This is a genomic window from Streptomyces sp. bgisy159 (assembly GCF_057707805.1).
In genome coordinates, this window is the sequence record NZ_JBYIQX010000018.1 from 107,664 (window position 1) to 121,769 (window position 14,106).

The 14,106-nt window shown below is 74.5% G+C and carries 15 protein-coding genes; 9 read left to right on the forward strand and 6 right to left on the reverse strand.

The features are described from left to right. Positions 1–25: 25 nt before the first annotated feature. The 5 genes from AC3ET3_RS19245 (at position 26) to AC3ET3_RS19265 (ending at position 4,480) form a co-directional block, all read left to right on the forward strand. Complete coding sequence (locus AC3ET3_RS19245) at positions 26–226, forward strand: ribbon-helix-helix domain-containing protein (protein ID WP_432157321.1); 201 nt, start codon at positions 26–28, stop codon at positions 224–226. After that, positions 223–597 (forward strand): type II toxin-antitoxin system death-on-curing family toxin, encoded by a 375-nt coding sequence (locus tag AC3ET3_RS19250; protein ID WP_435612539.1) that lies wholly within the window; start codon positions 223–225, stop codon positions 595–597. The genes AC3ET3_RS19245 and AC3ET3_RS19250 overlap by 4 nt, the downstream gene beginning before the upstream one ends. A gap of 149 nt (positions 598–746) precedes the next feature. Further along, positions 747–2,549, forward strand: coding sequence for a DEAD/DEAH box helicase (locus tag AC3ET3_RS19255; RefSeq protein ID WP_432133282.1), 1,803 nt, complete (start codon positions 747–749; stop codon positions 2,547–2,549). A 316-nt stretch (positions 2,550–2,865) separates the two neighbouring features. After that, positions 2,866–3,507, forward strand: coding sequence for an IclR family transcriptional regulator (locus AC3ET3_RS19260; RefSeq protein WP_432133281.1), 642 nt, complete (start codon positions 2,866–2,868; stop codon positions 3,505–3,507). 172 nt (positions 3,508–3,679) lie between these two features. Then, positions 3,680–4,480, forward strand: coding sequence for a S16 family serine protease (locus AC3ET3_RS19265; RefSeq protein ID WP_432133280.1), 801 nt, complete (start codon positions 3,680–3,682; stop codon positions 4,478–4,480). A gap of 55 nt (positions 4,481–4,535) precedes the next feature. On the opposite strand, the gene AC3ET3_RS19270 is transcribed toward AC3ET3_RS19265, so the two are convergent. From AC3ET3_RS19270 to AC3ET3_RS19280, 3 genes are all read right to left on the reverse strand, one after another. After that, positions 4,536–4,721: a hypothetical protein gene (locus AC3ET3_RS19270; RefSeq protein WP_432133279.1), complete on the reverse strand. Its 186-nt coding sequence runs from the start codon at positions 4,719–4,721 to the stop codon at positions 4,536–4,538. 12 nt (positions 4,722–4,733) lie between these two features. Then, positions 4,734–5,321, reverse strand: coding sequence for an ArsR/SmtB family transcription factor (locus AC3ET3_RS19275; RefSeq protein ID WP_432133278.1), 588 nt, complete (start codon positions 5,319–5,321; stop codon positions 4,734–4,736). 95 nt (positions 5,322–5,416) lie between these two features. Continuing rightward, entirely contained in the window at positions 5,417–5,893 is a 477-nt protein-coding gene (locus tag AC3ET3_RS19280; protein WP_432133277.1) for an Lrp/AsnC family transcriptional regulator, read from the reverse strand. Between the two features lie 121 nt (positions 5,894–6,014). Here AC3ET3_RS19280 and hppD point away from each other — a divergent pair, with 121 nt between their 5' ends. Continuing rightward, positions 6,015–7,160 (forward strand): 4-hydroxyphenylpyruvate dioxygenase, encoded by a 1,146-nt coding sequence (gene hppD, locus AC3ET3_RS19285; protein ID WP_432133276.1) that lies wholly within the window; start codon positions 6,015–6,017, stop codon positions 7,158–7,160. Between the two features lie 36 nt (positions 7,161–7,196). Here the strand turns inward: hppD and AC3ET3_RS19290 are convergent, their stop codons facing one another. Then, positions 7,197–8,942 carry a tetratricopeptide repeat protein gene (locus AC3ET3_RS19290; protein WP_435612540.1) on the reverse strand — a complete coding sequence of 582 codons (1,746 nt, stop codon included), beginning with the start codon at positions 8,940–8,942 and terminating at the stop codon, positions 7,197–7,199. 92 nt (positions 8,943–9,034) lie between these two features. Here AC3ET3_RS19290 and AC3ET3_RS19295 point away from each other — a divergent pair, with 92 nt between their 5' ends. After that, complete coding sequence (locus tag AC3ET3_RS19295) at positions 9,035–10,441, forward strand: FAD-binding oxidoreductase (protein WP_432133274.1); 1,407 nt, start codon at positions 9,035–9,037, stop codon at positions 10,439–10,441. Between the two features lie 28 nt (positions 10,442–10,469). On the opposite strand, the gene AC3ET3_RS19300 is transcribed toward AC3ET3_RS19295, so the two are convergent. Next, a complete protein-coding gene (locus AC3ET3_RS19300) occupies positions 10,470–10,880 on the reverse strand; it encodes an SsgA family sporulation/cell division regulator (protein WP_432133273.1) in 411 nt (136 codons plus the stop codon). A 232-nt stretch (positions 10,881–11,112) separates the two neighbouring features. On the opposite strand from AC3ET3_RS19300, the gene AC3ET3_RS19305 reads away from it, so the two are divergent. After that, entirely contained in the window at positions 11,113–12,942 is a 1,830-nt protein-coding gene (locus AC3ET3_RS19305) for an RDD family protein (RefSeq protein ID WP_432133272.1), read from the forward strand. 130 nt (positions 12,943–13,072) lie between these two features. Beyond that, positions 13,073–13,705 (forward strand): RDD family protein, encoded by a 633-nt coding sequence (locus AC3ET3_RS19310; protein WP_435612541.1) that lies wholly within the window; start codon positions 13,073–13,075, stop codon positions 13,703–13,705. A gap of 89 nt (positions 13,706–13,794) precedes the next feature. On the opposite strand, the gene AC3ET3_RS19315 is transcribed toward AC3ET3_RS19310, so the two are convergent. After that, positions 13,795–14,040 (reverse strand): hypothetical protein, encoded by a 246-nt coding sequence (locus AC3ET3_RS19315; RefSeq protein ID WP_432133270.1) that lies wholly within the window; start codon positions 14,038–14,040, stop codon positions 13,795–13,797. Positions 14,041–14,106: the final 66 nt, after the last annotated feature.

Consider the following 14,106-nt stretch of genomic DNA (forward strand, 5'->3'; position numbering starts at 1 on the left):
CGGGCGGGCCGCCTACGCTGCGGTCATGTCCGAGCTGACTCTCCGCCTCCCGCCCGATCTCCGCCAGGCCCTCGACGACCTCGCCGACGCCACCGGGCGCGGTGCGGAGGACGTCGTCCTGGACGCCGTACGGGAGCGGGTGGCGCGGGAGGCGGCAGGCGTGCGGGGCGTCGCCGAGGGGCTTGCCGTCGCGCACGCCGAGTTGCTGCGGAGGCTGGGCGAATGACGCGGCACCTCACCGTCGCGGAGGTCACGGACATCGCCGCGCTCGCGTTCGGCGGGCGGGAGCCCGAGGTGCGGGAGCCGGGGCTGCTGGCGTCCGCCGTGCACCGGTCGCGGGCGCGGATGTTCGGGGCGGCGGCCTACGAGGACCTCCACGAGCAGGCCGCCGCGCTCCTGCACGCCCTGGCCGCCAACCACCCCCTCGTGGACGGGAACAAGCGGACCGCGTGGCTGGCCGCCGCCACCTTCCTGGCGGTCAACGGCGTCGATCTGACCGACTGCGACCAGGATGTGGCGTACGCGCTGGTCATCGATGTCGCGGCGGGGGAGGAGACGGAGATCGCCGGGATCGCCGGGCGGTTGCGGGCGTTGTGATGTGGGTCCCACCCGGCGGGGGCGGCGGGGCGGGTGCGGCGTGTGGGGGCCGGGGCGCCGGTAGGGTGGCCCGGTTGTCGTACGCAGCCGAGAGCCACTGTCGTTCGTAGCCGAGAACCGGCCCACCGAGAGCACCGAACCCGGAGACCGTGACTACCACCGCCGCTTCCTCCTCGCACTCCCACCACCTCTCCCCGGCCTTCCCGGGCCGCGCTCCCTGGGGCACCGCCAGCAAGCTGCGGGCCTGGCAGCAGGGGGCGATGGAGAAGTACCTCCAGGAGCAGCCGCGTGACTTCCTCGCCGTCGCCACGCCCGGCGCCGGCAAGACGACCTTCGCGCTCACCCTGGCCTCCTGGCTGCTGCACCACCACGTCGTCCAGCAGGTGACCGTGGTCGCGCCCACCGAGCACCTGAAGAAGCAGTGGGCGGAGGCCGCGGCCCGGATAGGAATCCGGCTCGACCCGGAGTACAGCGCCGGGCCGCTGAGCAAGGAGTACCACGGCGTCGCCGTGACGTACGCGGGCGTCGGCGTGCGGCCGATGCTGCACCGCAACCGCAGCGAGCAGCGCAAGACGCTGGTGATCCTCGACGAGATCCACCACGCGGGCGACAGTAAGTCCTGGGGCGAGGCGTGCCTGGAGGCGTTCGAACCGGCGACGCGGCGCCTCGCGCTCACCGGTACGCCGTTCCGCTCCGACACCAACCCGATCCCCTTCGTGACGTACGAGGAGGGCCAGGACGGGATCCGGCGCTCCGCCGCCGACTACACCTACGGCTACGGCTCCGCGCTCGCCGACCACGTCGTGCGGCCGGTCATCTTCCTCTCCTACAGCGGCAACATGCGCTGGCGGACCAAGGCCGGCGACGAGATCGCGGCCCGGCTCGGCGAGCCGATGACCAAGGACGCGATCAGCCAGGCGTGGCGTACGGCCCTCGACCCGCGCGGCGAGTGGATGCCGAGCGTGCTGCGCGCCGCCGACCAGCGGCTGACCGAGGTGCGCAAGGCCATACCGGACGCCGGCGCCCTCGTCATCGCCTCCGACCAGGACTCGGCGCGCGCCTACGCCAAGCTGATCCGCGAGATCACGGGCAGCAAGGCGACGCTGGTGCTGTCCGACGACGTGGGCGCGTCCAAGCGGATCGACGAGTTCAGCAGCGGCACCGACCGGTGGATGGTCGCGGTGCGGATGGTGTCGGAGGGCGTCGACGTGCCGCGCCTCGCGGTCGGGGTGTACGCGACGACGATCTCCACGCCGCTGTTCTTCGCGCAGGCCGTCGGCCGTTTCGTGCGGTCGCGGCGGCGCGGCGAGACCGCGTCGGTGTTCCTGCCGACCGTCCCCGACCTGCTCGGCTTCGCCAACGAGATGGAACGCGAGCGCGACCACGTCCTCGACAAGCCCAAGAAGGGCGGCGAGGACGAGGACCCCTACGCCGAGTCCGAGAAGGAGATGGACGAGGCGAACCGGGAGCAGGACGAGGACACCGGCGAGCAGGACATGCTGCCCTTCGAGGCGCTGGAGTCCGACGCCGTCTTCGACCGGGTCACCTACAACGGCGCCGACTTCGGCATGCAGGCCCACCCCGGCAGCGAGGAGGAGCAGGACTACCTCGGCATCCCGGGCCTGCTGGAGCCCGACCAGGTGCAGCTGCTGCTGCAGAAGCGGCAGGCCAAGCAGATCGCGCACAGCCGGAAGAAGCCGGCCGAGGAGGCCGACCTGCTGGAGCTTCCCGCCGAGCGGCGGCCGGTGGTCTCCCACAAGGAGCTGATGGAGCTGCGCCGCCAGCTCAACACGATGGTCGGCGCGTACGTCCACCAGAGTGGCAAGCCGCACGGGGTGATCCACACCGAGCTGCGCCGGGTGTGCGGTGGGCCGCCGAGCGCGGAGGCGACGGCAGGACAGCTGCGGCAGCGCATCGCCAAGGTGCAGGAGTGGGCGACGCGCATGAAGTGACCGGCGGGGTGGTGCGGGGGCGGGCACGCCGTCGGCGCGCGCCGTACGTATCGGGGCAAATGCAGGTAGTCCTGTCGAGCTGTTGACCGGATTCTGGACGGAGCCTTCCGCTCAGCGAACCGGTGCGGCTACTGTCCCGCTACGCACACGCCCCGTGGCAGTGCCGCCGCGGAGCGCAGCCGTGAAGCGACTGTTGCCCGGAACGACCCGGGCCGTCATCGATCGGCGGCCTCTGACGCGCGTCACGCGACGGGACTCGATGACGCATCCGCCGCGCGGGGGTCTGCCGACCTCACCAGTTGGAGGAGTGGGCGTCGTGACCGCGGAGACCTCTCAGACGCTCGACCGGGGACTGCGTGTCCTCAAGCTGCTGGCCGACACGGACCACGGACTGACCGTCACCGAGCTTTCCCAGAAACTGGGCGTGAACCGGACCGTGGTGTACCGGTTGCTCGCCACGCTGGAGCAGCACGCGCTCGTCCGGCGTGATCTCGGCGGCCGTGCCCGGGTGGGGCTCGGGGTGCTGAGGCTGGGGCGCCAGGTGCACCCGCTGGTGCGGGAGGCGGCGCTGCCGGCGCTTCGGTCGCTCGCCGAGGACATCGGGGCGACCGCCCACCTGACCCTCGTCGACGGCGCCGACGCGCTGGCCGTGGCGGTGGTCGAGCCCACCTGGACCGACTACCACGTGGCCTACCGGGCCGGTTTCCGGCATCCGCTGGACCGGGGCGCGGCGGGGCGGGCGATACTCGCGGCCCGCCAGCGGACGCTGTCCGAGCCCGGCTACACCCTCACCCACGGCGAACTGGAGGCGGGCGCCTGCGGGGCCGCCGCACCGCTGCTCGGGGTGACGGGCGTCGAGGGCAGCGTCGGTGTCGTCATGCTGGCCGACGCGGTGCCGGAACGCGTAGGCCCTCGGGTCGTCGACGCGGCCCGTGAGGTCGCCGAAGCGCTGCGCTAGCCGGGCGGCGCACGCCCTGGCGGCCCGGCGAGGTCGCCGAAGCGCTCCGTCGGCCGGGTCGCGCGCTTCGGGCAGGCCGAGAGAGGCCGCCGAAGCGCTGTGTCAGGCGGACCGCACGCCCTACGGCCGGGCGGCGGGCGGGCGCCCGCGCCGGACCACGTACATTGAGGCCGTGTTCTCTCGGTTGTCTCGTCTCAGCAGGCCCCGGGCCGTCGCCCTGTACGCGGTGCCGTTCGTCGCGCTGCTCGCCACCGCCGGTCTGGCGCCGTTGCCGTTCTCGGTGGCGCAGCCCGGTATGACGGCGAACGTGCTGGGGGCGGACAAGGGCACCCCGGTGATCACCATCTCGGGTGCGCCGACCCGCGAGACCTCCGGCCAGCTGAGGATGACGACGATCGAGGCGACGAATCCGGACACCCGGATCACGCTCCCCGAGGTGCTCGACGGCTGGTTCCGTACCGACCGTGCCGTCATGCCCCGGGACTCGGTCTACCCGAGCGGGGACAGCGTCGAGGAGATCCAGCGGCACAACACCGCGCAGATGGAGGAGTCGCAGAACGACGCGACCGAGGCGGCGCTGGCGTACCTGAAGCTGGACTCCGACGACGTCAAGGTCGACCTGGAGCTCGCCGACGTCGGCGGGCCCAGTGCCGGTCTGCTGTTCTCGCTCGGCATCGTCGACAAGCTCGACGGTGACGGCGTCGGCGGCGACCTCACCGGCGGCCGGGTCATCGCCGGTACGGGCACCATCGACGCCGCCGGCCGGGTCGGCGCGGTCGGCGGCGTCGCCCTGAAGACGCAGGCGGCGCGCCGTGACGGGGCGACCGTCTTCCTGGTCCCGAAGGCGGAGTGCTCCGACGCGAAGGGCGAGCTGCCCGAGGGCCTGAGACTGGTCCCGGTGACCACCCTCAGGGGCACGGTGGCCGCCCTGAAGGCACTGGCGTCGGGCAAGGGCTCCGTCCCCGCCTGCTGAGCCGGGGACGGTCCTCCCACCGGGCGGGCACGACGCGCGGCGTGGACACCAGCCCCTACTGCGCCGGAAGGACGCGCGGCGTGGACACCAGGCGCAGGCCGACTTCCACCAGCGTCCAGCCGACCTTCGTCCGGAGCTGTCGCGCGGGCCTGGATCCGGCGGCGGCCGCGTCCCGGCCGGCCTCGGCGCGGAGCTCGGCGGCGCGGGTGTGGTGCAGGGCGAGATGGGTCTCGGGATGCATCGGGCGGGCCTCTCAGTCCGTTCGGTCCGTGCGGGTGGGGAAGACGTGGGTGTGCAGGCGTACCTGCTCGGCGCCGGGTGAGCCCTCGGGCAGCGCCCGGGCGCGGTAGCTCTCGATCAGGTCGTGCATCCGCTCGCCGAGCTCACCGGCGAGTTCGGGGGTGAGGCGCAGCGTGAAGTCGCTGATGTCCGAGGCGGCGAACCACTCCTCGCCCCACTCGTGGATCGTGCCGACGTAGGTCGACAGCTCCTGGGCGTGGACGCCGGCGACCTCGTGCATGAACACGCTGGCGGCGCCCCGCACCGCCGGGTCCGGGTCCGTCAGCAGTTCGTCGTCGAACCGGACGCCCTCGTCGACCGCCCGCCACCAGCGCTCCCGGCCCTTGCCGTGCTCCGGGGCGTCCTCGACGAAGCCGTAGGCGGCGAGCTGGCGCAGGTGGTAGCTGGTGGCCCCGCTCGACTCGCCCAGCTTCGCCGCGAGCCGGGAGGCGGTGGCGGGGCCGCCCCGGCGCAGCGCGGACAGCAGCCGCATCCGCAGGGGGTGGGCGAGGCCGCGCAGGGTGCGGGCGTCGAGCACATGCAGCTTGGGGTTCTCGGGCATGCATGCAAAGGTAGCGTTGCAAAGAGAGCTTTGCAAGCAGTTCTTTGTAACCTTGGGCCGGTTCCGTCGTGCCTGGCGGGTCCCGTTGCGTGCCGTCAGGCCGGCTCCGTGCCCGCCGCCTGCTCCACCAGCGGGATGATCCGCAGCGGCACCGGGTTCTCCATCACGATCGCGGTCGACGCCCGCACGATCCCGTCGATGCCGACGACCCGGTCGATCACCCGCTGCAGGTCCGCGTTGGACCGGGCCACCAGCCGGCACAGCATGTCCCCGCTGCCGGTCGTGGTGTGCAGCTCCAGCACCTCCGGCACGGACGCCAGGTGGGCCCGGACGTCGGCCCCCTGGCCCTGCCGGATCTGCAGCGTGGCGAACGCGGTGACCGGGTAGCCGAGCGCCGCCGGGTCCACCTGGGGGCCGAAGCCGCGGACGACCCCGTTCGACTGGAGCCGGTCCAGCCGCGCCTGCACCGTCCCGCGGGCCACGCCGAGGCGCCGGGACATCTCCAGGACGCCGATCCGCGGCTCCCGTGCGAGCAGCACGATGATCCGCCCGTCCAGATGATCGATCGCCATACCGGCCTCCCGGTGGTCATCCTGTACAGAGAGCCCGCCGATCCGGGCCCGCTGCTGGGCATATTGCCCAGTGAAAGAAGAAACTATTGCGCACTCTGCCGAGTCGGGTGAGGCTGCGCCTATGACGCAGACCACACACCACACTCCCGACACCGCCCGGCAGGCCGACCCCTTCCCGGTCAAGGGAATGGACGCGGTCGTCTTCGCCGTGGGCAACGCCAAGCAGGCGGCGCACTACTACTCCACCGCTTTCGGCATGAAGCTGGTCGCCTACTCCGGACCGGAGAACGGCAGCCGCGAGACGGCGTCGTACGTCCTGGAGAACGGCTCGGCCCGCTTCGTGTTCACCTCGGTCGTCAAGCCCGCCACCACCTGGGGCCACTTCCTCGCCGAGCACGTGGCGGAGCACGGCGACGGCGTCATCGACCTCGCCATCGAGGTCCCGGACGCGCGCGCCGCGTACACGTACGCCCTCGAACACGGCGCGACCTCGGTCGCCGAGCCCTACGAGGTGAAGGACGAGCACGGCACGGTCGTGCTGGCCGCCATCGCCACCTACGGCAAGACCCGCCACACCCTCGTCGAGCGTTCCGGCTACGACGGCCCCTACCTGCCCGGCTACGTCGCCGCCCGGCCGATCGTCGAACCGCCCGCGCAGCGCACCTTCCAGGCGATCGACCACTGCGTCGGCAACGTCGAACTCGGCCGGATGAACGAGTGGGTCGGCTTCTACAACAAGGTCATGGGCTTCACGAACATGAAGGAGTTCGTGGGCGACGACATCGCGACCGAGTACAGCGCGCTGATGTCCAAGGTCGTGGCCGACGGCACGCTCAAGGTCAAGTTCCCGATCAACGAGCCCGCCGTCGCCAAGAAGAAGTCCCAGATCGACGAGTACCTGGAGTTCTACGGCGGCGCGGGCGTCCAGCACATCGCGCTCAACACCAACGACATCGTGCAGACGGTCCGTACCATGCGCGCCGCCGGCGTCCAGTTCCTCGACACCCCCGACTCGTACTACGACACGCTCGGCGAGTGGGTCGGCGACACTCGGGTGCCGATCGAGACGCTGCGCGAGCTGAAGATCCTCGCCGACCGCGACGAGGACGGCTACCTGCTGCAGATCTTCACCAAGCCGGTCCAGGACCGTCCGACCGTGTTCTTCGAACTCATCGAGCGGCACGGCTCGATGGGCTTCGGCAAGGGCAACTTCAAGGCGCTCTTCGAGGCGATCGAGCGGGAACAGGCCAAGCGCGGCAACCTGTAGGCGGCGGCCCCCCGGCCGGCCCGGGGGAGTGCCGGCTCACCGCGGCGCCCGGACGTCCGGCGGCTCGCCCAGCGCAGTCAGCGCGGCCCGGGCCGCCGGGGCGTGCACCGGCGAGAAGTACGGGTTGATCCGCAGCGCCTCCGCCAGATGGCGGCGGGCCGGGCCGGTCCGCCCCAACTCCCGCTCGATCATGCCCCGGTGGTAGGAGTACGGCGCACTCAGCACCGTGCCGCCGTGCTCCCGGTCCGTGGCCCGCACGGCGAACCCGAGCGCCTCCTCGTCGTTCCCGGCGCGGTGCAGGGCCCAGCCCAGCGCGTCGGCCACCGCGGTGCCCGGCTGCCGCCGCCACTCCTCGCGCAGCAGCCGGACCGCCAGCGCCGGGTCGCCGTGGTCCGCCTCGAACCGCCCGAGGACCAGCCGTCCGTCCACCCCGCCGGCCGCCCGCTCGCGGACCTGCTCGCGCAGCAGGTCGTACTGCACGCGCGCGGCCTGGGTGAGGCCCAGCGACTCGTACACCTCGCCCAGCTCCAGGGCGTACTGCGGCAGCGGCTGCTTGGCGAGCGCCATCCGGTACACGGTCAGCGCCTCCGAGGCGCGGCCCAGCGCGGCCAGCGCCCTGCCCTGCCCCGCCTGCGCGGCCCGCTGGTCGGGGTCCAGCCGGACCGCCTCCTCGAACTGCCGCAGCGCCTCCTCGCGGTCCCCGCGCTCCCAGGCCAGCTGCCCGGCCCGCTCCCGCCAGGCCGCCTGCTCGGCCGGGGAGACGGCGGCCGCCGCGGCGTCGGACAGGGCGGCGGCCGCGTCCTCGCGCCAGCCGCGGTCCCGGTACACGCCGGCCGCCCACGCCAGCACCGCCGGCCCCGACCGCGCCGCCGTCAGCTTGTCCAGGACGGCCCCGGCCCGCTTGTGGTCGCCGAGCCCGGTGTACGCGTCGATCAGCAGCGGATACGTCGTCCACCGGCGCGGCGACGCCTTCAGCGCGGCCTCGCCCCAGCGGCGGGCGGCCCGGAAGTCGCGCCGCGCGCCGGCCAGCGCGGCCAGGCCGTCCAGCGCCTCCGGGGTGCGGCCGGCCGCCAGCGAGGCGCGCAGCGCCCGCTCGGCCCGCGGGAAGTTCCCGGCGGCGTCGGCGGTCCGCCGCCCCTGCTCGACGTACGCCCGGCCCAGCAGCGCCCACCCGCGCGGGTCGTCGGGGTGCCGCCGCACGAACGCCTCCTGCTCGCCGATCAGCGCTGCCAGCCCGGGCAACGAGGCCGCCACCCCCCTGACCACGGCGCCCCGCGCCTCCACCGCGGGAGCGGGCCCCACGGCCGGCCGCGGCCCCGGCCCCCCGGACCCCCACAGCACCACACCGGCCCCCGCCAGCAGCCCGCCGGCCAGCGAGCCCACCAGCAGCCACCGCCCCCACCGCCGTCCCGGACGGCGGCCCGGGCACGCGGCGTCCCCCTGTCTCCGGGCGCCGCTGTCCGAGGCGGCCGGTACGGAGCCCGGGGTGCCGGGGTGCGCGGGGCTCTCCGCGGCCGGGTCGGGGCGCCGTCCGGCGGCCGGCAGGGCCTCGGAGCTCACGCCGGGCGCCGGGACGCGGGCGGCGGAGCTGTCCGGGAGCGGCGGGGCGGCGGGACCGGTGTCCCCCGGGGCAGCCGAGCCCGCCGAGGGGCCCGGATCGGCTGAGGGGCCCTGCTCCGGGGAGGGGTGAGGGGGCGCGGGTGCCGGGGCGGTCCGGGGGGCCGAGGCGGGGGCGGCGGGCGAGGCGGGCGGCTCGGCGGGCGCTGCGGCGGCGTTGTCCATGACGCTCACTGTGCGTCAGCGGAACGAGCCCCTCGCGGCGGCCCCGGGACGGAGCAGGTGGGGTTCACACCGATGGCCGCGGGTGACACGCTGTGATCATGAGCCGTATCGAGGGTGCCTCCGGCGCGGACCGTGACGAACTGACCGGCCGACTGCTCGCGGGCCTGCCGGCCGACGCCGTGCTGACCGACCCCGACGTCACCGCCTCCTACGCCAACGACATGGCCAGTTTCTGCCCGGCCGGCCGCCCGGCGGTCGTGGTGCTGCCGCGCACGGTCGAGCAGGTGCGGCACGTGATGCGCACCGCCACCGCACTGCGCGTTCCCGTCGTCCCGCAGGGCGCCCGCACCGGCCTGTCCGGCGGCGCCAACGCCGGCGACGGCTGCATCGCGCTGTCCCTGACCAGGATGGACCGCATCCTGGAGATCGACCCGGTCGAGCGGATCGCCGTCGTCGAACCGGGCGTCGTCAACGCGGACCTGTCCCGCGCCGTCGGCGAGCACGGCCTCGCCTACCCCCCGGACCCCTCCAGCTGGGAGACGTGCACGATCGGCGGGAACATCGGCACCGCGTCCGGCGGCCTGTGCTGCGTGAAGTACGGGGTGACCGCCGAGTACGTCCTCGGACTCGACGTCGTCCTGGCCGACGGCCGCCTGATGTCCACCGGCCGGCGCACCGCCAAGGGCGTCGCCGGATACGACCTCACCCGCCTGTTCGTCGGCTCCGAGGGCTCCCTCGGCGTCGTCGTCCGGGCGGTGCTGGCCCTGCGCCCCCGGCCACCGCGACACCTGGTCCTGGCCGCCGAGTTCGCCTCCGCCCGCGCCGCCTGCGACGCCGTCTGCCGGATCATGGCCGCCGGTCACGTCCCGTCCCTGCTGGAACTGATGGACCGTACGACCGTGAAGGCGGTCAACGACCTCACCCGCATGGGGCTTCCGGAGACCACCGAGGCGCTGCTGCTGGCCGCCTTCGACACCGCCGACCCCGCCGCCGACCTGGCGGCCGTGGGCGAGCTGTGCGAGGCGGCCGGCGCCACCCAGGTGGTGCCCGCCGACGACGCCGCCGAGTCCGAACTCCTGCTGCAGGCCCGGCGCTCGTCGCTCACCGCGCTCGAAGCGGTGAGCGGCACGACGATGATCGACGACGTGTGCGTGCCCCGCTCCCGCCTCGGCGACCTCCTCGACGGCGTCGAGCGCATCGCCGCCCGGCACCGGCTCACCATCGGCGTCGTCGCCCACGCCGGCGACGGCAACACCCACCCCACCGTCTGCTTCGACGCCCAAGACCCCGACGCGTCACGGCGCGCCCGGGAGTCGTTCGACGAGATCATGGCCCTCGGCCTCGAACTGGGCGGCACCATCACCGGCGAGCACGGCGTCGGCCTCCTCAAGAAGGAGTGGCTGGCCCGCGAACTAGGCCCCGTCGGGCTGGAGATGCAGCGGCGGATCAAAGAGGCCTTCGACCCGCTCGGCATCCTCAACCCGGGCAAGCTGTTCTGACCCGGCCCCCGGGCAGGCCGAGGGCGGCTCACCGGGCGAGCAGCTGGTCGAGTGCGTCGTCGATGCCCAACTGCTCCCTCTCGGTGCCCGGCGGCACCACCCGCAGCGTGCGCTCCAGCCAGACCGAGACCTGCGCGGCCGGCGCCTCCAGCAGCGCGTCGCCGTCCGGTGAGCTGAGCGCCATCAGCACCACACCGCGCCCCTCCGCCTTCGTCGGCCACACCCGCACGTCCCCCTGCCCGCACGGCCGGAACACCCCCTCCACCAGCAGCTCCCGGGCGAACGTCCAGTGCACCGGGAACTCGGAGTCGACGTGGAAGGTGACATGGACGGCGAACGGGTCGTCGCTGCGGTAGCCCAGCCGGGCCGGCACCGGGATGCTCCGCTCGGGCGACAGGATCAGCCGCAGCTCCAGTTCGCGTTCGACCACGGTGTGCATGGCGGTTCCTTCCTCTCGTGGAGCCCTCGGACGGGCCCGCGCACAGGAGAGAGAGGGGGCCGGACCGGAAGCATTACGCGGGTTCGGGCACCTTTCTTTTCCGGCTGTGCAGACGGATGCACGAGGTTGCACGGAAAGGAGTGGGTCGTGCGCGAGGGGCGGTGGAGGTTGCGCCGGTCTGATAGATGTGGAGGCCCCCATCCCACCCCCGAGCAGATACGGGACGACGGACATGAGCGCCCCCACCCCGGCCCCCGGCGACGACCGGCCCCGCGCAGGGTATTACCCGGACCCGTCCATTCCTGGATACGTCCGGTACTGGAACGGCGCCTCCTGGGTGCCCGGCACCAGCCGTCCGGCGCCCGGCGACGGCGAGCCGCTCGCCCCGCCGCCGGGCGCGTTCCCCGTCCCTGCGGTCGAGGAGACGGGCCCGCACTTCTTCGACGAGGACCCGCAGCCGACCGGGCCGTCCGCCCCCGCGGACGGCCCGGGGCCCTCCGGCGACCGCGCGGAACCCGCCTCCGCCTGGGCGGCCGACCGCTCCCGGCAGGCCGGCTTCGGCGGTGACCACGACCGGCGCGTCTCCTGGGGGGCGGACCCGAGGACACCGGCGCCGTCCGCGGCACCCCCCGAAAACCAGAGCGAGCGGGCGACCCCGGCGGCGGGGTCCGGCGGCGACCCGGGCGGGGCCGCGCCCGATCCGTCGGGCACGTTCGTCTTCCGCCGCCCGACCGTCGGCCCCGCCGGCCGGGCGGCCGACCCCGCCCCCGGCGGCTCCGCAGCGGGTGACGCCGACCCCGGCACCATGACCTTCCGCGCGCCCCAGCCGCGCAGCGCCGACCACGACGGAGCCCGCGACGCGCGGCCGGCCGCCCCGGACCCGGTCCCCACCGGCGGAGCGGTGTTCGCCGACCCGGCGGCGGGGCCGTCGGCCGCCGGCTCCGGGGCGGGTGCCGGCCCCGGCCGTGCCCCGTCCGCCCATGCCCCGTCCGCCCATGCCTCGTCAGGCCAGGCGCCGTCCGGCCATGTCCCGCCCGGCCAGGCGTCGTCGGGTCATGCCCCGTCCGGTCCGGCCTTCGGCGCACCGCCCGCGCCCCTGCCGGGCACCCCTGCGGGTCCGACACCGCCCGCCTCCGGCGTCCCGGCGCCCGCGGGCACCGCGCCGGCGGCGCCCGCGGCCGGCCCTGCCGTGCCCGCCCCCGCCAAGCCCGGCTTCGCCGCCGGCAAGGCCGCCGCAGAGCGGGCGTCGGCCGACCGGGCGGCGGTCCGGGCCGCGTCGCCCGCCGTCCCCGGCCCTTCCGCCCCGGCCCCCTCGGGGCCCCAGAGCCCCGACGCCGCCGCCTCGCACACGCCCTCCGCACCCGCCTTCCCGGGCACGACGCCCGCGCCCGACGCGTCCGCCGCCGCGGCTCAGGCGTCCCCGGCCGCCCCCGTGACGTCCGGGCCCGGTGGCGGTCAGCCCTCCTGGGCGCAGCAGGTGCACCAGCTGGCCGGGGGCGCCGGCGGCGGCGAGCAGCCCGTCGCACCGTGGAAGCCCCCGGTGGAGGACGTGTTCCAGGCAGCCGCCCGGCGCCAGGCGGCGGCCCGGCCCGCCCCGCTGGGCAAGCGGCTGGCCGCCCGACTGGTGGACACCGTCGTCCTGGGCGCCGTGACCACCGCGGCCGCCGTGCCGCTCGGCACCCGCGCCCTGGACCACGTGAACGAGAAGATCGACGCGGCCAAGCTGTCCGGCCGCACGGTCACCGTCTGGATCCTGGACGGCACCACCGCGGCGTACCTGGGCGTCGTCCTCGCCGTCCTCCTCCTCTTCGGCGCGCTCTACGAGGCGCTGCCCACCGCCAGGTGGGGCCGCACCCTCGGCAAGAAGCTGTTCGGACTGGAGGTGCGCGACATCGAGGGGCACGAGCCGCCCACCTTCGGCGCGGCCCTGCGCCGCTGGCTGGTCTACAGCGTCCCCGGCCTGCTCGCCGTCGGGGTCGTCGGCGTGCTGTGGGGCCTGATCGACAAGCCGTGGCGGCAGTGCTGGCACGACAAGGCGGCGCACACCTTCGTCGCGGGCTGACCCGTCGCCCCGGCGGCCGGCCGCCTCTCCGAGCGGACGCCGGGGCCTCGGCCGGGGGACCGCGGACGCCGGTACTCCGGACGGCGGCTCGCCGGGTGCGAGGCCGCCGGGTTCGCGGTGCACTCGGGCCATGACGACCGAACCGCCCCCCGGTTCCGGCGGCGAACCGCCGGAGGACGACCCGTTCCGGAAGCAGCCGCCCCCACCGCAGGGCGGCCACCCCTACGGCGGGCAGCCGTACGGCGGTGACCCGTACGGCGGTCGGGCCCACGGCGGTGACCCGTACGGCGGTCACCCGGCCGACCCGCAGGCCGGCATGCCCCCGCTCGCCGACAGCGGCCGGCGCACGCTGGCCCGGCTGATCGACATGGTGCTGGTGTTCATCGCGCTGGCGCTGCTCTCGTGGGCCTTCGGCCTCGGCGACTACGGCGTGGACAGCGACGAGGTCCAGGTCGGCAGGTCCCTGTCGCGGTCCGTGGTCGCCGCGGTGCTCTACATCGCGTACGACACCTTCCTGACCGCGCGGACCGGCCAGACGCTGGGCAAGAAGTGGCTCGGCCTGCGTGTGGCCAACCTCGACAACGGGGCCACGCCGTCCCTGCAGACCTCGCTGCTGCGCGCCCTCGTGCTGTGGGTGCCGTTCGCGTTCTGCTGCTTCGTCTTCTGGACCGCGATCGCGGGCGGCTGGAGCTTCTTCGACAAGCCGTACAAACAGGGCCTGCACGACAAGGCGGCCAAGACGGTGGTGGTCACCGTCAACTGAGCCGAAGCGGAACACTCCTGACCCGGTGCACGGTTTACGTCACACAACGCGGCTCCCACGCGGCGCCGTTCACCGCGCCGGGCGGCCGGTCAGCGTGCCACCGGCTCCCGCCGGGGCTGTCCGCTGCGCTCGGGCGCGGCCGGTGCGGCGGCCGGTGGCCGCGGTTTCGGCGCCGGTGCGGTCAGTGCGACGAGCAGGCCGAGCGCGAGGGCCGCGACGGCGATCAGAGTGACGGCGACGCCCGAACTCGCCTGCGACAGCAGCAGCATGGCGAGCGTCGAGAAGACCACGGTGCAGGAACCGTACGTGAGCTGTGCGACAGTCGGACGAGGCATGGCAATCGTGTCCTCGGAAGCGGGGGCGACTCGACTCTAAGGGCGTGCATGCCCGAGGGGAACGAA

Excerpts from the sequence above, each read along its gene's own strand:
- AC3ET3_RS19280 (WP_432133277.1), bottom strand. The coding sequence starts at position 5,893 with ATGGCGATCGATCATCTGGACGGGCGGATCATCGTGCTGCTCGCACGG.
- AC3ET3_RS19310 (WP_435612541.1), top strand. The coding sequence starts at position 13,073 with ATGACGACCGAACCGCCCCCCGGTTCCGGCGGCGAACCGCCGGAGGAC.
- AC3ET3_RS19300 (WP_432133273.1), bottom strand. The coding sequence starts at position 10,880 with ATGCACACCGTGGTCGAACGCGAACTGGAGCTGCGGCTGATCCTGTCG.
- AC3ET3_RS19290 (WP_435612540.1), bottom strand. The coding sequence starts at position 8,942 with ATGGACAACGCCGCCGCAGCGCCCGCCGAGCCGCCCGCCTCGCCCGCC.
- AC3ET3_RS19245 (WP_432157321.1), top strand. The coding sequence starts at position 26 with ATGTCCGAGCTGACTCTCCGCCTCCCGCCCGATCTCCGCCAGGCCCTC.
- AC3ET3_RS19270 (WP_432133279.1), bottom strand. The coding sequence starts at position 4,721 with ATGCATCCCGAGACCCATCTCGCCCTGCACCACACCCGCGCCGCCGAG.
- AC3ET3_RS19250 (WP_435612539.1), top strand. The coding sequence starts at position 223 with ATGACGCGGCACCTCACCGTCGCGGAGGTCACGGACATCGCCGCGCTC.
- AC3ET3_RS19275 (WP_432133278.1), bottom strand. The coding sequence starts at position 5,321 with ATGCCCGAGAACCCCAAGCTGCATGTGCTCGACGCCCGCACCCTGCGC.
- AC3ET3_RS19315 (WP_432133270.1), bottom strand. The coding sequence starts at position 14,040 with ATGCCTCGTCCGACTGTCGCACAGCTCACGTACGGTTCCTGCACCGTG.
- hppD (WP_432133276.1), top strand. The coding sequence starts at position 6,015 with ATGACGCAGACCACACACCACACTCCCGACACCGCCCGGCAGGCCGAC.
- AC3ET3_RS19305 (WP_432133272.1), top strand. The coding sequence starts at position 11,113 with ATGAGCGCCCCCACCCCGGCCCCCGGCGACGACCGGCCCCGCGCAGGG.